Source organism: Aurantimonas sp. HBX-1 (assembly GCF_021391535.1).
In the GTDB taxonomy this organism is placed as follows: Bacteria; Pseudomonadota; Alphaproteobacteria; order Rhizobiales; family Rhizobiaceae; genus Aurantimonas.
The window spans coordinates 567802-586176 of record NZ_CP090066.1 but is presented as its reverse complement, the minus strand read 5'-3'; the positions used below and the strand labels follow the sequence as shown (position 1 = coordinate 586176).

The window sequence follows — 18375 nt, the reverse complement described above, 5'->3', positions numbered from 1 at the left end:
GCTGCCGCGTCTGGCTACAACCGTAACGGCGGCTCGCCGGCGCCGCGCTAGCGCACGGCCTCGACCTCGGCGTTCAGCAGATATCCAACGCCGCGTTCCGTCCTGATGAGCTGTGGATTGCTCGGGTCGGCCTCCAGCTTGCGTCGCAGCCGGAGGATCAGCACGTCGATGCTGCGATCGAACACCTCCTCGTCATGCATCCGCGTCGCGGCGATGAGCTGTTCGCGGCTCAGGATCTGCTGCGGCGCCCGCAGGAAGGCGGTCAGCAGGTTGAACTCGCCCACCGTCAGCTTGACCAGCGTCTGATCGGGCGACGTCAGGCGACGCATGCGGACGCTGAGCTCGAAACCGGCGAAGCGGTAGCGGATCCGCTGCTGGATTTCCCGGGAGCGCCCGTCCGCACGTTCGGATCGCCGCAGCACGGCGCGCGCCCGGGCCATCAGCTCCCGGAGACTGAAGGGCTTGGTGACGTAGTCGTCGGCCCCCAGCTCCAGCGCGACCACCCGGTCCGGCTCGTCCCTTCGCTGGCCCGTGATGATGATCACCGGCACCTGGCTGTCGGACGAGATGCCGCGCATCAGGTCGAGCCCGTTCTCCTTCGAGAGCTGCAGGTCGAGGATGATCAGGTCGGCGGGGCGCGCATTGAGCACGCGCTTCAACGCCTGACCGTCGGATGCGGTGCTGACGTCGTAGCCGTGATTGTTGAAATAGGTGCCGATGAGATCACGCATCGCGGGATCATCGTCGACGACGAGTATGTGTCTTCCGCTCATGGCTCGGGGTCTTTCCTGCGTCAGGTCCGACGGGGCGTTGATCAAGATGGGGAGGCTTCCAGTACGGTCGTGCGCCGGATCTGCCGCGAGAGGGCCATGGCCAGGGCTTCCATGCGCAACGGCTTTTCCAGCCGCCGGCCCGATGTATCGCCCGTCCCGCCGGAGCCGCGCTCGGCGATGACGAGGACCGGCAGATTCGCCATCCGGCCCCGCAGGCTGTACCGGAAATCCTGCATCCCGGACCCGACGACCGCTTCGTCGAGGAGCGCGAGGTCGAACCGGTCGCCGTTCCGCGCCAGGGCATCCAGCGCTCGCTCCGTCTGGGCGAAGCCGACGGCCTCGTAGCCCAGATGCGCCAGCATCTCCTCCAGCAGCATCCGCCGTTGCCCGTCTGCGTCGACGACGAGGATCGCCTCGCCGCTGCCTCTCGGGATTTCCCGGTCCAGCGCGGCCGCGTCCCGTTCCTCGACGGGCAGGAGGTCGCTGCGGGGGAAATAGGCCTCGATCCGGCTCCCTTTCCCGACCTCGCTGCTGGCATTGATGATGCCCTTGTGGGCCGTGACGATGCCGTGCACGGCCGACAGGCCGAGCCCCGTGCCTTCGCCGATCGTCTTGGTCGTGAAGAAGGGCTCGAACATTCGGCGAAGTGTCTCGGCGCTCATTCCGTGACCGCTGTCGCGAACCCCAAGACGAACGTAGCGGCCGGGCTGCAGCCGCCCGTGCGAGAGTTCGCGCGGCCGGCGCAGGGCGATCTCGTCGACGCTCACCTCGACGACGCCCTCGCGCTCCATGGCGTGGGCTGCGTTGGCGCAAAGGTTCATCACCACCTGCTGCATTTCCGTCGGATCTCCCATGATGACCCCGTCGCGGTCCCCGAAGCGGGTCTGGATCTCGATCGTCCCGGGCAGCGAGGCCCGCACCAGTTCGAGCGCCTCGGTGACGGCCGGGACGGTGCGCATGGGGCGATGCCGCGTGTCACGACGGCGGCTGAAGGCGAGGATCTGGTCGGTGATGGTCCGGGCGCGCATGCCGGCGCGGACGATCTGCTGGACCTGCCGGTGCGGCGTGCCCTCGGCATCCAGTTCGGAGAGCGCCAGTTCGCCATAGCCGAGGATCGCCCCCAGGATGTTGTTGTATTCGTGCGCGATTCCTCCGGCCAAGGTGCCGAGGGATTCCAGCCGCTGCGACTCCGCCAGCCGGGTTTCGAGAAACGCCCGCTCCCGCTCGCCCTCGGCCCGCTGCAGCGCGTTGGTGAAGATCTCGGCCGCGGTGCGCAGCAGGGCGACTTCGTCCGCCGGCCAGGGCCGCCCTCTGGCCGTGGTGGCGAAGCTGAGAAAACCGAACTGCCGCTCGGCATTCTGCAGCGGCAGGGCCAGCCAGGAACGGTAGCCCCGGCGCTCGAGGCTCCGTCGGCAGCCGCCGATCGGCAGCATGGAGACCTGCGGAACCACGATCCCGCCATACGGTTCGCGCCGGCCGCGCCAGTGCTCGGCCAGCCGCAGGAGCGAGATCCCCTCGTGCGGATCGCGACCGTCCAGCGTACAGCCGCCGGCCGGCGCCCCGTCGCACACGAGCACACGGACCACGTCGACGCCTGTCGCGCGACCGAGGGCGGCAAGCCCGGCCTCCATCTCCTGCCATAGCCGGCCGGGGCAGAGGTCGATGAAGCGGGTCGAAACCGTCGCGATGGCCGCTTCCAGGGCAAGCCGGTCGCGCAGGGTCGTCGCATTCTGCTGCAGGCGCACGAACAGATACGCCACATAGGCGCACAGGATGAGCGCCATGCCGTAGAGAATGACGCGGAAGCTCGATGCCCGTCCCAGCGCCTCTGCGTGGCGTTCCAGATATCGCTCCTGGTATCGCTGCACGAGAGCCGCGACCGGGACGACCTGCAGGTCCGAGGCGATCGCATCGACGAGGGGAAACGTGTTCGCCAGCACCCGTCCGTGAATGATGAGCGTGCGCGCCATGGGCCCGCGAAACGCATCGATGAAGGGGAAATGCAGGCGGTTCAGCGACAGGTTCAGCCCGGCGCGGTTTTCTTCGGTCGGCTCCCGGGTGAAGCGGGAGACCCAGCCGGCGACGGCGGTCATGCGCATCTGCGCTTCCCCGTGCCTTTCCGACACGCCGTCTTTCAGCAGCTCGAGCGCGTCGCTGAAGATGATCTGCGAGTTCTGCATGACGGAATTCACCGACTTGAAGCGTTCGACCAGATCGCTGGCGCGGTTCAATGACATGTCTAGCTCGGCGGCGATCTGAGCCAGTTCCGCATCGGTCTCCTGCCGGTCGCCCCTGAGCGCGGCCGACGCCTGCCGCATCGCCGCAAGGCTGCGGACCAACGGATCGTAATTGCGCAGTATCGAGCTTCGCGCCTGCAGCACGTCGCGCTGCAGCGAAGCGTTGCTCATGTCGATCGAACGCAGCGCCTCAAGGGTTCTCTGATGCTCGGCATCGTTCGGAGTCACGCTAAGGACGAACAGCGTCGTCAGGATGGCGAGCATCCCTGCCGTGGAAGCCAGAAAGAAGGGCAGCCGGCTCAAGACGGGTCGTCCGCGCGGCCACGGGCGGCGCCCGTCGTGTCTGGCCCGCCCAGCGTCTTCAGGAACGCCACGATCAGGCTGACTTTGCCCGCCGGAATGGTCCGACCCAACTGGCTGGCCGCCATTTCCGCGACGGCATCGTCTAGCATCGCGGCGCGACCGTCGTGGAAATAGGGCGCCGTGAGGGCCACGTTGCGCAGGCTGGGCACGCGGAACAGGTAACGGTCGGCGGACTTGCCGGTGATCGAATACCGCCCAAGGTTCGCCGTCCTTTCCGTCTCCCCTCCGTCTCTTTCCGCCGGGCCGAAGCCCTGCGGGAAAAGCGGGAAACGCTGCATGAGGTTGCCGCCGACATTCTCACCCTGGTGGCAGGAGATGCACCCGTAGGACTTGAACAGCGCGTATCCCTGCTCCTCTTCCTCCGTGATGGCTTCCTCGTCTCCCCTCAGATAGCGGTCGAAACGGCCATTTTGCGTCGTCAGCGAGCGCTGGAAGGCGCCCAGCGCCTCTAGGACCCCTCGCCGATCCGGAGCCTGGCCAAAGAGCGTCCGGAAGCTGGCGACATAGTCCCGATCGTCGCTCAACGCCCTGATGATCGTCGGCCAGGAGCCGCCCATGACCCGGGGGTCCAGCAGGATGGCCTCGTTCTGTTCCTCCAACGTCGCGAAGTTGCCCCGCCAGCCGTAGCGATAGTTCTTCCAGGCATTGAGGATGCTGGGGACATTGAAGAGGAGCGGCCGGCCGTCGGCGCCGGCCCCTCGCCGCCGGCCGTCATCGCCGCCGGCTTCGAGCTGATGGCAGCTGGCACAGGAGCGGCTGGCGCCTGCCGACAGACGCCGGTCCGAGAACAGCCGCGCCCCGAGCTCGACCAGCTCGGCCCTCGTCCGCGTGACAGGCGACAGCGGGGTTATCGGTTCCGGCCAGTCCGCGGACAAACTGCCGACGGGGTTGCTTCGCGGGGCAGTCGGCTCCGCGAAACTCCGCCCGTCCGCGAGCGAAAGATACGACAGCGAAGCGATGCCGGCCGCCACAAAGGCGACCAGCACCCCGCGCGTCGCCGGTCTCTGCATCAGCCCCAACATCGCAGGGGCCCTTCCGGCCGGACGCTCGACAAGGGAGCCGAGCCGCGCGAGACCGCCGCCGGCTGCAGCCGTAATTCCAGCCGGCTGATGATGCCGGCGTCGGGTGTTCCCGCGCAGAGCCGCTCGAGCATCTCCGGCTGCCCCTGCAGGGAAAGCCACTGGATGTGGCCGCAGAGGCTGACCGTCTGGAGTCGCGCCAGCGGGGTGGGATCGCACAGCAGTGCGGACAGCAGCGAGCCGTCGCCGGCATCGGACGGAAAGGGGCCGGCGAAGCCGGGCACCATGTCCTCGACGCTGCATGCCTGCACCAGGCCCTCGACGGTCGCACCCGGCCCGGCCCAGGCAACGCCGTCCGCACCGCTGACATAGACGGCGCAGGCCAGCGAAAGGTCGGCGCACACCTCGGAGGCGAAGGCGGCCTCCATCATCGCCTGATCGACGGAGACAAGTCCCATGTCGATGGCGACGTCGCCCTCGTCGGCGGCCGCCGACGGCGAGCCGTCCGCCGCCCCGTAGCGGCAGGCGGCGGGCGCCGGGGCATGGGCGGCGATGCGGGCAAATTTGACGATGTCCGGCAGGTCGCGGCAGCCACAGACGAGCCGCGGCAACCATTTCGCTTCGCGCCTTGCAGCGCGAGCCTGTTGCTGGTTGATCATCACGCTTTCTCGACATTCGAGGGAACGGGCGGCACCGGATCGGGCGATCCGGGCGGCATGCCCGGTCGCGCCCGTCGGCTGTGTCGCCGCGCCGACTTGCGGGCGCCGAACGGATGCGAAGGTCGTTTCGCCTCTCGGCCGAGACGGTCCTCCGGCACGGGCGACGCCCGCCCCTGGATCGAAGATCCTGGTGACAGCTGTATTTCCGGACGGCGACCTCGGCTTACGTCTGCAACCTCGCATCATCGGTTCGCTCTGGTGGACGCTGCCGAATCCCCGGAGACGCCGATGTTTCCGGGCGTGAAGCGGCGGCGGCTTGCGCACAGCCGCCGCATCCTCTCGCTCAGGCGGCATGTGCCATCAGGACCAGTTCGGCGGCCCGCTCCCCGATGATCGCGCACGGCGCCTGGGTGTTCCCCGTGGTCACGCGCGGCATGATCGAGCCGTCCGCCACGCGCAGCCCGTCGATGCCGTAGACCCGCAGCGACGCATCGACCACCGACATGGCGTCGCGCCCCATCTTCGCCGTGCATGACTGGTGCCAGTAGGTGACGGCAGCGTCGCGGATATAGTCGTCGAGCGCCGGCCCCTTGACCTCGCCGGGCATGGCTTCGGCGCTGACGAACGGCTTGAAGGCCTCGGCGTTGCCGAGTTCGCGGCAGAGCTCGACGCAGGCGCGCGCCGCCGTCACGTCGGCGGGATCGCTCAGCATGTTGGCATCGATGGCCAGGGGCGCCAGCGGGTCGGCGCTCTGGAGCCGCAACCGTCCCCGGCTCGCCGGTCGCGCGAGCCCGGCAAACATCGTCCAGCCGTGCTCGGGAACGCCCCGCGCCGCGGTCCGCTCGCTCGGCACCGGGAACTCCACCTGGCAGAACAGCAGGTCCGGCGCGTCGAGATCGGGACGGCTCTTCCAGTAGAGCTTCGCCTCGCTGCCGTTGTTGCGGGGAGCGATCGGCTCGCGGTACTCCCAGGTGCAGCCGAACGAGACGTGATCCTGGAGATTCTGGCCGACGCCCGGCAGATGCTGCACCACCGGGATGCCGTGGCGGCCCAGCTCGGCCTCGTCGCCGATGCCGGAATGCATCAGCACCTTGGGCGACTGGATCGCGCCCAGCGACAGCACCACCTCGCCACGGGCGCCGACCCTGAAGATCTCGCCGTCGCGCAGGAGCTCGACCCCGGTCGCCCGTTTTCCGTCGAGCAGCACGCGCAGCACCGTGGTTCCGGTCATCACCGTCAGGTTGGGCCGGTCGCGCCAGGGATGGACATAGGCGCGGTAGAGAGAGTGCCGGCGCCCGTCGCGGACGAGCGTGTCGGACAGGGCGGCACCGCCCGGCCCCTCCATCATCCGGCCGTTCGGATGATCGTAGGTCGGGATGCCGATTTCGCGGGCTGCATCCAGCATCGCATGGGCGATGGGGTTCGGATCGGACGCCTGCTGGACCCAGACGGGGCCTGACGACCCGCGATACTGCGGATCCGGCTCACCCTGCCAGTTCTCGATCCGGCGATAGATGTCGAGAACGTTGTCGTATCCCCAGGCGGTATCGCCGGCTTCAGCGGCGAAGAAGTCCCAGTCGCTGCGATGCCCGCGGGCCCAGACCATCACGTTGATGCTCGAGCCGCCGCCGAGACCCTTTCCCATGGACATCGGCAAGGCCCGCCCATTCAGGTTCGGGTTCGGCTCCGCCTGGAAGCCCCAGTCCCGCTGGCTGCCGAGATTGAGCGGCCAGGACGCCGGATCGAGCACGGTTTCGGATTCGTCGCTGTCGCCTGCCTCGACGAGGAGGACCTCCACGTCGGGGTTTTCGGCAAGCCGCCGAGCGACCACCGAGCCCGAGGCGCCCGCGCCGCAGACGATGAAGTCATAAGCGGGCTTCGGCGCATCGCCTGCGTGCCCTGGGTTACTGCCCCGGTGCTCGCGATCGTCGGAAACGGCCTTGGTCGTCATGGAAGAATTCCTTTGTCTTACCGAGCGCATCGCTCGCGGGAGGCCGCCCGTTGCTTCGGCGCGTGGCACTATACCTGCGCGACGCCGCATCAATACACGGGCGAGAGCGCCAAAGTATCAATTCTATCATTTCCATCAATTCACCACGAAGTTACCGGCGCTGTTTTGCCTTTCAATTGAAACACGGGGTACGCATTCGCCGGGTGCGCTCCGCATCTCTTCCTTTTTCGGTGGCCATTCCCATGACCAACAAGGACATCCTGACCACGGCCGAAACCGCCAGGCTGTTCGGCGTCTCCGTGCGCACCGCCCAGCTACTGATCGAGGGCGGATCGATCCCCTCGTGGAAGACCCCGGGCGGGCATCGCCGCGTCTATCGGGCGGATGTCGAGGCGCTGATCGAGGGTCCCGCGGCGGCCGTCGCCCCGCCGTCGGCGATGGTGGTGATCATCGCCGCGGCGGATCGGCTCACGGTCTACGACAGGCTGTTTTCTGGAATCTCCGAGTTTGCGGTCGAGGGCTTCGCCGATCCTTTCGCGGCGCTACTCGCGATCGGCTCGATGCGACCCTTTGCGATCGTCGTCGACCTTCACGACTGCGACCCGTCGCGACGCGCCCTGCTGCCAAGCCTCCTGCACGATCCGGCCCTGGGCCGGAGCCGAATCCTCACCGTTGCCGCCCCACCCCCAGCGTCGGAGGGCGGCGCCCGGGTCAGCCATGTCGGCACCCCGGAAGCGGCGGCGGCGGAGCTCCGTAAGGCGCTCGCCGACGCCGACGGAAGAGAGACGCTTCCTACAGAGGGAATATTCCCTCTCTCCCTCAACGAGCGTCAGCGGCTGGTCGCGCTCGAACGGTCCGGCCTCGTCGATACCGTCCCGGAGGAGGCCTTCGATCGGCTGACATGGCTCGCGGCCCAGACCCTCGATGCGCCGGTCGCGCTGCTGACCCTGCTGACGCAGACGCGGCAGTGGTTCAAGTCGCGCATCGGGCTCGACTTTCCCGAGACGCCGCGCAGCTGGTCGTTCTGCAACCATACGATCCTTCAGAATGGCATCTTCGCGGTTGCCGATCTGGCGAGCGATGCGCGATTTGCCGCCAACCCTGCGGTGGTCGGCCCGCCGGGCTTCCGGTTCTATGCCGGGGTTCCGGTCCGCGACGGCGACGGCTTCGCCGTGGGATCGCTTTGCGTGATCGACTACGAGCCCCGGGTTCTGGGCGAGACGGAGGAGAAGGCCCTGCTGGCACTCGCGGGGCTTGCCTCCGATGAGCTCCGCCTGCGTTCCGCGGAACGCGCGCTGCACCAGGCGCGTCGGCGCGGGGAGCGCGACGCGCCGCCGGTCGGCAGCCGCGGCGGCCGCCGATCGGCCCGCCCGACAGTCCGGCACCCAGGCGCCCGGGGCCGAGGCCCCGCGGCGGACTGAGCGCCGGGCCCGCCGGTTTACTGCGGCGTGCCGTCCGGCGCGGACGCGGCAGCCCGGCGCTGCGTCTCGGCGGATACCTGCCGGGCAGCCCGGTCGATCACGTCGGCGACGACCTTCGGCTGGGTCTTGAAGACGGCGTGGCTGGCCGGCACTTCGGTGACGTCTGCGCCGATGCGCTTGGCCATCGCCTGCAGCATCTTCTGGTCGAACGCCTTGTCGTCGGTGGCGATCACCGCCCAGCTCGGCTTCGTGCGCCATGCCGCGTGCTGGAGAGGGGTCGAGAACACCGACATGGCGATCGGCACCTGCGAGTCCCGCATGAAGGCAGCATCCGCGTCGGTGGTGTCGGCCGCGAACCCGGCCTTGAAATTGTCCGCCTTGATGAACCCGAAGCCGTCGTCATGGGTCTCCAGGACGAATTCCGGCGGGGTGGTGAAGCCCTCGTACTGCTGGGCGGTGGTTTCGCCCGCATCGGGCGACAGCGCGGAGACGTAGACGAGGCCGGCGACCTTCTCGTCGACGCCCGCTTCGGTGATGACCGTGCCGCCCCAGCTGTGTCCGACCAGGATGGCCGGCCCGTCCTGGCGGTCCAGCGCCCGCTTCGTCGCGGCGACGTCGTCGGCCAGCGAGGTCAGCGGGTTCTGGACGATGGTCACGCGGTAGCCGCGCTGGGTCAGCTCGTCGTAGACGCCGCGCCAGCCCGACCCGTCGGCAAAGGCGCCGTGGACCAGCACGACATTCTTGACGGGAGGCGATGAAGCCTCCGCCCGTGGGGCCTCGGTCGTCGCGGCCAGGGTGGCAGCCGTCAGCGCAGCCATCATCGTCATTCCCATCCTGCTCATGCGTGATCTCCTGTTTCCGGGCGCGCGCAAGCGGCCGGCATGTGGATGAACTCGTCAGCCCGGCCGCTTCGGGCCGAAACTGTCGGGGTTATCCGGGCGATGCAGCGCCGATTCCACATCCGCCGATCCTCAGATCGGCATGAGGGCACCTGCGCCGATCTCGGCGGATTGGTTCGTTTGCGGATATGGGGGCCAGCCCAGTGGTCCTCCGGCCCGCATGTCGACATCGCCGACCGGGCACCACGTGCGGTCGCTATCGCGATCGGACAAGTATTGACCGCTCCGTCGCGGTCGACGACTTCGTTACGCGCGACGGCAGCTCCCATTTGACTGCGGTCACGACACCTATCTATGCGGAATAATCCGGCACGATTAGCCGTCCCTGGAGCGACGCGACGTTTCCCAGGCGAAACAGGGACAGGCCGATGGATGACGCCAACGACTACGTTGCCCTGCATGCCGTGCTCATGCATGGCGGCTTCTCTGCGGCGGCCCGTCGGCTCGGTCTGCCCAAGGGCACGTTGAGCAAGCGGGTGGCGCGGCTGGAGGAGCGCCTCGGCGTGCGCCTGCTGGAGCGTTCGACACGCGACGTGCGGGCCACGGAAGTGGGGCGGCAGGTCTTCGAGCAGGCGCAGCATATCGTCGGGGGACTGCGAGCCGCCGTGGCCGTCGCCGCGTCCGCCCGGGCCGAACCGAACGGCGTCCTGCGCCTCGGCAGTCCGCAGGGCCTGATCCACGGCATGCTGGCCGAAATCCTGCCGGGCTTCTTGCGGCTGCATCCGAAGATCTGCCTGCATGTCGAGGAACTGAACCGCCCCGCCGATCTCATTCGCGACAGGATCGATCTCGCGCTTCGCGCGCGCTACGAGGTGGAGGCCGACGCCCATCTGGTCGTCCGCCGGTTCGCTCGCGAGTCGGGCGTCCTTGCCGCCGCGCCCGCCTATCTCGCCGCGCTGGATGCACCGCCGAGCCTCGAGAACCTGCCCCTCCTGCCCGCCCTGGTGATGCCGCATGAGACCACGTGGATCCTCGTCAACCGGTCCGGCGAACGCCAGCAGATCGAGGTGTCACCGCGGCTCGTCTCGACCAATCTGGAAATGCTGAGGATGGCAGCCGAAGCGGGATTGGGTGTCGGCCTGCTGCCGCAGCACATCTACCGCGCTGGCCGCGAGAGAGGGATGCTCGAGCGGGTCCTCCCCGAATGGAGCACGGCCGAGGGAACGGTCTACGCGGTGTTTTCCTCCCGGCGCGGCCTGACCCCCGCCATCCGGGCGCTGATCGACTACCTCGCCGAAGCGATCCCGCGGACGACATCGCCAATCTGAGAGGCTCGCCGGTCGAGCCGGCCGACCCGTGACTGGGCTGAGACGGGCAGGAAGATCGCCGTTCCGGCGGCTACGACGTCGGAACCGGCAACCCCACGCCGTCACGGGCATCGATCGACTGGTAGGCCCGCGTTGCTTCCGCGATGTACTCGCGGCTGATCGGCACCCCGTCGCGTTCGCGGCCGATCTGGATCTGGACGACGTTGCCCGAGCCGTACATGAACACGCACTCGCACGCCGAGAGATAGAACTCCCACATCCGGGCGAAGCGCTCGTCGTAGAGCTTGACCACCTCCGCCCGGTTCGCCGCGAAGCGTCGCCGCCATTCCCGCAGCGTGAAGCCGTAGTGCTTGCGCCAGACCTCGACGTCGAGCACCCACAGGCCGGAGAGTTCGATCGCGGCGGTGATTTCCGACAGCGACGGGCTGTAGCCGCCCGGGAAGATGTACTTGCGGATGAACGGCCCGGTTATGCCCGGCGGCGACTTGGTGCTGATGGAATGGATCAGCGCGACGCCGTCCGGCAGCAAGCGGTCCCGCACCGTCCGGAAATAGCCGGCGAGATGATGCGCGCCGACATGCTCCAGCATGCCGACCGACACGACCCGGTCGAACTTCTCGTCGATCTCGCGATAGTCCCGGACCTCGAACCGGACGCGATCGGCAAGGCCCATCGCCTGCGCACGGGCGGTGGCGACCCGCGCCTGGTCCGGTGACAGGGTCACGCCCAGCACCTCGACATCCGCCACCCGCGCCATGTAGAGCGCCAGCCCGCCCCAGCCGCAGCCGATGTCGAGGACGCGCTGGCCCCTGGCGAGGTTCAGCTTCGCCGTCACATGGCGCATCTTCGCCGTCTGGGCCTCTTCCAGCGTCTCGTCGCCCCGCGGGAAATAGGCGCAGGAATATTGCGTGGCGTCGTCCAGGAACAGCCGGTACAGATCGTCGCCGAGTTCGTAGTGGTGCTTGACGTTGGCTCGCGATCGCGAGACCGGGTTGTGCTGGTGGAGCCGCTTGGCGCGCCGCGCCACCGTCCGCCAGAACGCCTGCCCGGCACTGAGATCGAAGCTGCGCTTGTTGGCGAAGAAGACTTCGAGAAAGTCGTGGACATCGCCCTCCTCGACGGTGAGCGCGCCGTCCATGTAGGCCTCGGCGGCCTTCAGCTCGGGATTGAAGGCGATCTTCCAGTCATAGGCCGGGTCACTGATGCGGATCGTCGCCATGGGGCCCGGCTCCGTCCCGCCGAACGTCTCCACCTCGTTGTGCGGACCGATGACCGTGAGGCGCCCCTTGCGCACAGCCTTTCGCAACAACAGCGGCAGAAACCTCATCCATCGACTCCCGTGATGCCGCTGCCGGCGAGAAGAGCGCTATGGATATATAAGTGCCGGAGCAAAGCCGTTGGCAACAGGACGCGTGGCCGGGATGAACGTCCGCCCGCGTCGCGCCGTCCGGCGGCGCCGGCCTGTCACTCGTCCATCCACCGCTTCAGCACGATCGAGGCGTTGACGCCGCCGAAGCCGAAGGCGTTGGACAGGGCGATCCGCGCGTCCGCGGCGCGCGTCGTCGTGCCGATCAGGTCGAGTCCTTCGGCCATTTCGTCGGGATCCGTGAGGTTCAGATTGGGCGGCAGCCGGCCGTCCCTCAGCGCCAGCAGCGTGACGATGATCTCGAATACGCCGGCCGCCCCCAGGAGATGGCCGCTCGCCGACTTGGTCGACGAGATGGCAGGCCCGCGGCCCGTGCCGAACACTGCCTTGATGGCGGCAAGCTCGCTGGCGTCGCCGATCTGCGTCGAGGTCGCGTGGGCGTTGATGTAGTCGACCGCCTCCGGCGGGACACGCGCCATGCCGAGGGCAAGGCGCATGGCGCGCTGGGCGCCGGCGCCGTCCGACCGCGCCGCGGTGGGGTGATGCGCGTCCGCCGTGGTCGCATAGCCGATGATCTCGCCGAGCGGCGTCGCCCCCCGCTCGCGGGCATGCTCCAGGCTCTCCATGACGAGCATCCCGGCGCCCTCCCCCATCACGAAACCGTCCCGGGCCCGGTCGAAGGGCCGCGAGGCGAGTTCGGGTCGGTCGTTGAACCCCGTCGACAGCGCCCGGGCCGCGCCGAAGCTGCCGAGCGTCACGCGACTGACGCAGGATTCGGCACCGCCGCACACCACGACGTCGGCTTCCCCGGACCGGATCAGGCGCATTCCGTCGCCGATCGCCTGGACACTGGCGGCGCAGGCCGTCACCGGCGCGCCGAGCGGCCCCTTGAACCCATACTGGATCGAGATCTGGCCGGCGGCGAGATTGACGAGGAAGGACGACACGGTGAACGGCGACAGGCGCCTCGCGCCCCGGGTCTGGACCGTCGTCACCGCATCCAGCATGCTGTGGAATCCCCCGATGCCGGAGGCGACGATCGTCGCGGTGCGGTCCTTCCCGCCCTCGTCCGGATACCAGTTCGACTGGACCACCGCCTGCCGGGCGGCCTCGAGCGCGAAGTGGATGAAACGATCCATCTTCTTGCGGTCCTTGAACGGCACCACCGCTTCGACGTCGAAGCCGAATTCGTCCTCCGCTCGGTCGGGCACGACCGCGGCGATTTTCGATGCGACGTCGGGCACGGCCGCGTCCGGGAGACGACGGATGCCGGATCGGTGCGACGTGAGGCGTTCCCACGCCGGCTCCGCGCCGACGCCAAGGGGCGAAACGACACCCATGCCGGTGACGACGATACGTGTCGGGTTTTCCGAGAACATGAGCACACCCGAGGAGCGGATCGCAGGCGCGTGATCCACCATCGTATCCGGAGGGAATAAATCGTAGTGAACGCCAGGCGCTACCGCGGACCCGCCGTCATAGAGCAAGCGCGGTGTTTTGGCACCCCGCGATTGTCTGCCGGGCCGGAGATCGAGCGTATGCGGCTTGAAACTGCGCCGGAATCGCCGGTGCATCGGCCGCTCCGCTGGGAGCGAGCCGCCGTGCCTCGCACAAGGAGTAGATGCGGAATGCGCGTGAGATGAGCAAGTTCGAGACCGCCCTTGCGATCGTTCCCGGCTGCGCGCAGGGACCCGTCGTCGCCCTCTCCGAGGCGTTGAGCTTCTGGGGCGGTGTCGACCCGGCGACCGGCCGCGTCATCGATACACATCACCCCCAGCATGGCGCCGAACTTGCCGGGGCCGTCGTGATGATGCCGACCAGCCGTGGCTCCTGCTCGGGATCGGGCGTCATCCTCGAACTGACGCTGGCGGGCCGCGCCCCGGCGGCCCTCGTCTTCTCCGAACCCGAGGACGTGGCGACGCTGGGGGCGGTCGTCGCCGCCGAGATGTTCGGCCAAACGCTTCCCGTCCTGCGCCTGTCGCCCCCAGCCTTCGCGGCCCTCGCCCGGGCCGGATCCGCCCGCGTCACCGAAGATGCCATCCTGGCGGACGGCATCGAGATCCCGGTCGCGCCCGCGCCGGATGTCTCGCTCCCCCTGTCCGGCAACGACCGCGCCATGCTGGCGGGCGAGATGGGCGAGGCTGCCGCCCTCGCCATGCGCATCATCGCCGCCATGGCCCGCCAGCAAGGTGCCGCCGGACTGACGGACGTGACCCGCGCCCACATCGACGGCTGCATCTACGCCGGCGCCGCCAACCTGTTGTTCGCCGAAACCATGGAGGCCAAAGGCGGGCGTGTCCGCGTTCCCACCACGATGAACGCCATCTCCGTCGACCTCCAGAACTGGCGGCGGCAGAACGTGCCGCCCGCGTTCGGCACGCCGGCCGCCTCGCTCGCCGACGCCTATGTCCGCATGGGCTGCCGCCCGACCTTTACCTGTGCGCCCTATCTCCTCGACGACGCCCCGGAGGCGGGAGAGGCGATCGGCTGGTCGGAATCGAACGCCGTGATCTTCGCCAACAGCGTCCTCGGCGCCCGCACCGCCAAACATCCGGATTTCCTTGACCTGTGCATCGCCCTCACCGGCCGCGCGCCCCTCGCGGGTGCCTTTCTGGATGCCGAGCGTCGTGCCCGCCTGGTGATCGATGTTCACCTGCCCGAAGGCGCCGACGCCGCCGTGTGGCCGCTGATCGGCTATCTTGCGGGCCACGCCGCCCGGGACCGCGTTCCGCTGCTGCGCGGCCTGGCGGCGGGCAATCCCGGCCGCGACGACCTGAAGGCGCTCTGCGCCGCCTTCGGGACGACCGCCGCCGCGCCCATGCTGCACATCGAGGGCGTGACGCCGGAGGCCGAGGGCGCGGCCCTGCCAGGCGCCCCCCGCAGCGTCATCACCCTCGCCGAACTGGCTACCGGCTGGCGAGCCCTGAACGACGGGCCGGAAGAGGTGCAACTCGTCGCGATCGGCAGCCCGCACGCCTCGATCGAGGAATGCCGGTCGTTTGCCGTGGCACTTGGCGGCCGACGCCGCGATCCTCGCGTCACCGCCATCGTAACGGCCGGACGACAGGTCCTCGCCGCGGCGGAAGCCGACGGCACGCGTGCCCGCCTCGCGGCCTCCGGCGTCGAGATGATCCCCGACATCTGCTGGTGCTCGATCACGCGTCCGGTGTTTCCGGCAGACGCGAGAACGGTGCTGACCAACTCCGGCAAATACGCCCATTACGGGCCCGGCCTCTCGGGCTGTGCGGTACGCTTCGGCACGCTTGCCGACTGCGCCGAGGCGGTGGTGTCGGGACTTGCGCCGGTCTACCTGCCGGGTTGGCTGGCGTGACGGGCGCCACCGGCTAATACGTCCTCATCTTCAGCTTCCAGGCAGCAGCCGGGCGCGCGGATGGAGGGCTTTCGGCCGGCTGCCGCGCGATCAGGCGGTGCCGGCGGTTGCCACGAGACGGTGGCCGGTGGCCTGGTCGAAGAGATGGATCTTGTCGCGCTGCAGGCGGAAGGCGACGTTCTCGCCCGGCGACTGGATCGGCCAGTCCCGGAAGGCTCCGAGAAGTTCGCGTCGGCCGAGCTTGAGGAAGACCTGCGTCTCGGCGCCGGTCGGCTCCACCAGGGCGATCTCGGCGGCCCCGTCGGCCGCCTCGCCGCCGGCGGCCGGCGCGATGTGTTCGGGCCGGATGCCGTAGACGACCTTGTCGCCCGCCGCGGCGAGCAGGCCGGCCGGCAGGGGCAGGACGATGCCGTCGTCGGAGCGGAAGTGCGGCGCCCCGCTGACCGCCTCCACCACGCCCTCGATGAGATTCATCGACGGCGAGCCGATGAAGCCTGCGACGAAGAGATTGTCGGGCCGCTCGTAGAGTTCCAGCGGACGGCCGATCTGCTCGACCCGGCCGCCGTTCATCACGACGATCCGGTCCGCCATGGTCATCGCCTCGATCTGGTCGTGGGTGACGTAGACCATCGTCGTCTTGAGCCGCTGGTGCAGCGACTTGATCTCCGAACGCATCTGCACCCGGAGCTTCGCGTCGAGATTGGAGAGCGGCTCGTCGAAGAGGAAGACCTTGGGATCCCGGACGATCGCCCGCCCCATCGCGACGCGCTGGCGCTGGCCGCCGGAGAGCTCCTTCGGATAGCGCTCCAGCAGCGGCGTCAGGCCGAGGATTTCCGCCGCGCGGCTGACCGCCGCCGCCTTGGCCGGTTTCGGCGCGCCGGCGAGCTTCAGCGAGAAGGCCATGTTCTCGGCGACGGTCATATGCGGGTAGAGCGCGTAGTTCTGGAAGACCATCGCGATGTCGCGGTCCTTCGGCGCCAGGTCGTTGACCACCCTCTCGCCGATCCGGATTGACCCGTCGCTGACCTCCTCCAGCCCGGCAATCATCCGCAGCAGGGTGGATTTGCCGCAGCCGGACGGACCGACGAGGATGACGAACTCGCCGTCCGCGATGTCGAACGATACACCGTGCAGAACCGGGTGGTGGCCGAAGGACTTGCGGACCCCCTCCATCGCGATCGTCGCCATAGCCTGATGTTCCCTCTGGTGAGCGGTCGGACCTCGCCGCCGTGGTGGCCTCAGCCCTTGACGGCGCCGGCGGTGAGCCCCGCGACGATGTGCTTCTGGGCGGCGAAGAAGACGATGATGGTCGGCAGGATCGTCAGGGTGATGAAGGCAAGCACCAGTTGCCAGTCTGTCGAGAACTCGCCCTGATAGACCATGATGCCGAGCGGCCAGGGATACTTGTCCTGACTGTTCAGCATGATCAGCGGCATGATGTAGTTGTTCCAGGAGTTGACGAAGGCGACGATGGCGACGGTCGCCAGGATCGGGCGCGACAGCGGCAGGGTGATGTACCAGAAGAAACTGATGTAGCCCGAGCCGTCGACAAGCGCGGCGTCGAACAGCTCCCGCGGCACGTTCCGGAAGAAATTCCGGAAGAGCAGGATGGCCATGCCGAGGCCGAAGGCGACCTGCGGCAGGACGACGCCCATGTAGCTGTCGAGAAGGCCGAGGTCGCGGATCCGGATGAACAGCGGCAGGATCGCGGTGGCGATCGGAAACATCAGCCCGATCAGGAAGTAATTCATCAGGAAGCCGGCGCCGAAGAAGCGCAGATGGGCGAGCGAGAAGGCCGCCATCGCCGCGACCGCCACCGTCAGGACGGTGGTCAGCGTGGCGATGATGAAGGAGTTGGTCAGCATCTGCCAGTAGCGGGCGCTGAACAGGATGTCGGTATAGTTCGACCACTGCCATTCGCTGGGCAGGCCGAACGGGTTGACCCGGAGCTCCCCGAGCGTCTTGAAGCCGCCGAGGGCGGTGGTCACCAGCGGGATCAGGACAATGGCCGCCACCAGGAACAGGCTGCCGTAGACATAGAGCCGGCCGACGAAGCTGGGCGGCCGCCGGCTCTCGGCATAGCTCGAGGCGACCGGCGCGGCCGGTACGGGGGCGGTGAGGTCAGTCATTCTTCATGAAGATCCTTCTGTAGCCGAAGGCGAGCGTCACGCAGATGACGAAGAGCACGACGCCGATGGCGCTGCCGAAGCCGACCTTCATCCGGGTGATCCCGTAGGTGTAGAGGAAGGTCACCATCGTCTGGGTCGAGTTCGAGGGCCCGCCGCCGGTCAGCGGCATGATCATGTCGAACAGCTGCAGCGAGCCGATGACGGCGAAGAACACCGACAGCCGGATGGTCGGGGCGAGCAGCGGCAGCGTGACGTTGGTGAATTTCTGCCAGCCGGTGGCGCCGTCGAGGTCGGCCGCCTCGTAGAGCGACTTGTCGATCGATTGCAGCCCGGCGATGAACAGCATCATGTGGAAGCCGAAATACTTCCACACCACGACAGCCAGCACGGCGTAGATCGCGATGCCCCGGTCGGCGAGGACGTAGGGCGTCGCGACGTTGAAGAAGCTGGCGATCGAGGCGACGAGCCCATAGTCGCCGTCGTAGATGAAGCGCCAGATCAGCCCGGCCGCGACGTCTGCCAGCACGTAAGGAAGAAAGAAGATCAGCCGGAAGGCGGTGGCGCCCGGAATGCGATGCGAGACCAGCGTCGCCAGCCACAGCGCCAGCGGCAACTGCAGCACGATGGAGACGACGATGATCAGGCCGTTGTTGGTGAGCGCGGTGCGGAAGGCGCCGTTCCCCAGCAGGATCTCGAAATTGCGCAGGCCGACGAAGTCCTCCGGCCGGCCGTAGCCGCTCCAGTCGAACAGGCTGTACCAGCCGGCCTCGCCCATCGGCAGGATGACGAAGACGGTGAACAGCAGGATCGCCGGCGGCAGGAACAGCACCAGCACCGGCCAGACGCTGCCGATATTGCGATGACGCGACCTGCGCCGGCTCGCCCCGCCGCTGCGGACCAGCGGGCTCCTGTTCGAGACGAGACCTGTGAGGTTCGCCATCAACGGTGCTCCTCGCGAT

General features: G+C 68.3%; 14 protein-coding genes. 3 read left to right on the top strand and 11 right to left on the bottom strand.

All coding sequences use genetic code 11. The annotated features are described in order from the left end of the window. Window positions 1–47 precede the first annotated feature (47 nt). The 5 genes from LXB15_RS02690 to LXB15_RS02670 all read right to left on the bottom strand — a co-directional run bounded on the left by LXB15_RS02690 (window position 48) and on the right by LXB15_RS02670 (window position 7002). Window positions 48–773 (bottom strand): response regulator, encoded by a 726-nt coding sequence (locus LXB15_RS02690; protein ID WP_233950752.1) that lies wholly within the window; start codon window positions 771–773, stop codon window positions 48–50. Window positions 774–814: 41 nt separating this feature from the next. Continuing rightward, window positions 815–3313 carry a two-component system VirA-like sensor kinase gene (locus LXB15_RS02685; protein ID WP_233950751.1) on the bottom strand — a complete coding sequence of 833 codons (2499 nt, stop codon included), beginning with the start codon at window positions 3311–3313 and terminating at the stop codon, window positions 815–817. Continuing rightward, window positions 3310–4395 (bottom strand): cytochrome-c peroxidase, encoded by a 1086-nt coding sequence (locus LXB15_RS02680; protein ID WP_233950750.1) that lies wholly within the window; start codon window positions 4393–4395, stop codon window positions 3310–3312. The genes LXB15_RS02685 and LXB15_RS02680 overlap by 4 nt, the downstream gene beginning before the upstream one ends. Then, on the bottom strand, window positions 4383–5051 hold the full coding sequence (locus tag LXB15_RS02675; RefSeq protein ID WP_233950749.1) for a hypothetical protein: 669 nt from the start codon (window positions 5049–5051) through the stop codon (window positions 4383–4385). The genes LXB15_RS02680 and LXB15_RS02675 overlap by 13 nt, the downstream gene beginning before the upstream one ends. Before the next feature lie 343 nt (window positions 5052–5394). After that, window positions 5395–7002 (bottom strand): GMC family oxidoreductase, encoded by a 1608-nt coding sequence (locus tag LXB15_RS02670; protein ID WP_233950748.1) that lies wholly within the window; start codon window positions 7000–7002, stop codon window positions 5395–5397. A 50-nt stretch (window positions 7003–7052) separates the two neighbouring features. Between LXB15_RS02670 and LXB15_RS02665 the strand changes: the two genes are divergently transcribed. Then, complete coding sequence (locus tag LXB15_RS02665) at window positions 7053–8423, top strand: GAF domain-containing protein (protein ID WP_233950747.1); 1371 nt, start codon at window positions 7053–7055, stop codon at window positions 8421–8423. Between the two features lie 17 nt (window positions 8424–8440). On the opposite strand, the gene LXB15_RS02660 is transcribed toward LXB15_RS02665, so the two are convergent. Continuing rightward, window positions 8441–9265, bottom strand: coding sequence for an alpha/beta fold hydrolase (locus LXB15_RS02660; protein WP_233950746.1), 825 nt, complete (start codon window positions 9263–9265; stop codon window positions 8441–8443). Window positions 9266–9690: 425 nt separating this feature from the next. Here LXB15_RS02660 and LXB15_RS02655 point away from each other — a divergent pair, with 425 nt between their 5' ends. After that, complete coding sequence (locus LXB15_RS02655; protein WP_233950745.1) at window positions 9691–10590, top strand: LysR family transcriptional regulator; 900 nt, start codon at window positions 9691–9693, stop codon at window positions 10588–10590. Between the two features lie 70 nt (window positions 10591–10660). On the opposite strand, the gene LXB15_RS02650 is transcribed toward LXB15_RS02655, so the two are convergent. Both LXB15_RS02650 and fabF read right to left on the bottom strand, forming a co-directional pair. Next, the gene (locus LXB15_RS02650) at window positions 10661–11917 is read right to left on the bottom strand and encodes a cyclopropane-fatty-acyl-phospholipid synthase family protein (protein WP_233950744.1); all 1257 of its coding nucleotides are present in this window, start codon (window positions 11915–11917) and stop codon (window positions 10661–10663) included. A 137-nt stretch (window positions 11918–12054) separates the two neighbouring features. Then, window positions 12055–13335 carry a beta-ketoacyl-ACP synthase II gene (fabF, locus tag LXB15_RS02645; RefSeq protein WP_233953031.1) on the bottom strand — a complete coding sequence of 427 codons (1281 nt, stop codon included), beginning with the start codon at window positions 13333–13335 and terminating at the stop codon, window positions 12055–12057. Window positions 13336–13595: 260 nt separating this feature from the next. Here fabF and LXB15_RS02640 point away from each other — a divergent pair, with 260 nt between their 5' ends. Beyond that, complete coding sequence (locus tag LXB15_RS02640) at window positions 13596–15287, top strand: aconitase X (protein ID WP_233950743.1); 1692 nt, start codon at window positions 13596–13598, stop codon at window positions 15285–15287. A gap of 90 nt (window positions 15288–15377) precedes the next feature. On the opposite strand, the gene LXB15_RS02635 is transcribed toward LXB15_RS02640, so the two are convergent. From LXB15_RS02635 to LXB15_RS02625, 3 genes are read right to left on the bottom strand one after another with little or no spacing between them, the layout of a single operon-like run. Then, window positions 15378–16475 (bottom strand): ABC transporter ATP-binding protein, encoded by a 1098-nt coding sequence (locus LXB15_RS02635; RefSeq protein ID WP_233950742.1) that lies wholly within the window; start codon window positions 16473–16475, stop codon window positions 15378–15380. Between the two features lie 50 nt (window positions 16476–16525). Beyond that, on the bottom strand, window positions 16526–17416 hold the full coding sequence (locus tag LXB15_RS02630) for a carbohydrate ABC transporter permease (protein ID WP_233950741.1): 891 nt from the start codon (window positions 17414–17416) through the stop codon (window positions 16526–16528). Next, on the bottom strand, window positions 17409–18356 hold the full coding sequence (locus LXB15_RS02625; protein ID WP_233950740.1) for a carbohydrate ABC transporter permease: 948 nt from the start codon (window positions 18354–18356) through the stop codon (window positions 17409–17411). Before LXB15_RS02625 ends, LXB15_RS02630 begins: the two co-directional genes overlap by 8 nt. Window positions 18357–18375 lie beyond the last annotated feature (19 nt).

Coding starts and splice junctions, on each gene's coding strand:
- LXB15_RS02680 (WP_233950750.1), bottom strand. CDS start 4,395: ATGTTGGGGCTGATGCAGAGACCGGCGACGCGCGGGGTGCTGGTCGCC.
- LXB15_RS02640 (WP_233950743.1), top strand. CDS start 13,596: ATGAGCAAGTTCGAGACCGCCCTTGCGATCGTTCCCGGCTGCGCGCAG.
- LXB15_RS02650 (WP_233950744.1), bottom strand. CDS start 11,917: ATGAGGTTTCTGCCGCTGTTGTTGCGAAAGGCTGTGCGCAAGGGGCGC.
- LXB15_RS02630 (WP_233950741.1), bottom strand. CDS start 17,416: ATGACTGACCTCACCGCCCCCGTACCGGCCGCGCCGGTCGCCTCGAGC.
- LXB15_RS02625 (WP_233950740.1), bottom strand. CDS start 18,356: ATGGCGAACCTCACAGGTCTCGTCTCGAACAGGAGCCCGCTGGTCCGC.
- LXB15_RS02675 (WP_233950749.1), bottom strand. CDS start 5,051: ATGATCAACCAGCAACAGGCTCGCGCTGCAAGGCGCGAAGCGAAATGG.
- LXB15_RS02660 (WP_233950746.1), bottom strand. CDS start 9,265: ATGAGCAGGATGGGAATGACGATGATGGCTGCGCTGACGGCTGCCACC.
- LXB15_RS02670 (WP_233950748.1), bottom strand. CDS start 7,002: ATGACGACCAAGGCCGTTTCCGACGATCGCGAGCACCGGGGCAGTAAC.
- LXB15_RS02690 (WP_233950752.1), bottom strand. CDS start 773: ATGAGCGGAAGACACATACTCGTCGTCGACGATGATCCCGCGATGCGT.
- LXB15_RS02635 (WP_233950742.1), bottom strand. CDS start 16,475: ATGGCGACGATCGCGATGGAGGGGGTCCGCAAGTCCTTCGGCCACCAC.
- LXB15_RS02655 (WP_233950745.1), top strand. CDS start 9,691: ATGGATGACGCCAACGACTACGTTGCCCTGCATGCCGTGCTCATGCAT.
- fabF (WP_233953031.1), bottom strand. CDS start 13,335: ATGTTCTCGGAAAACCCGACACGTATCGTCGTCACCGGCATGGGTGTC.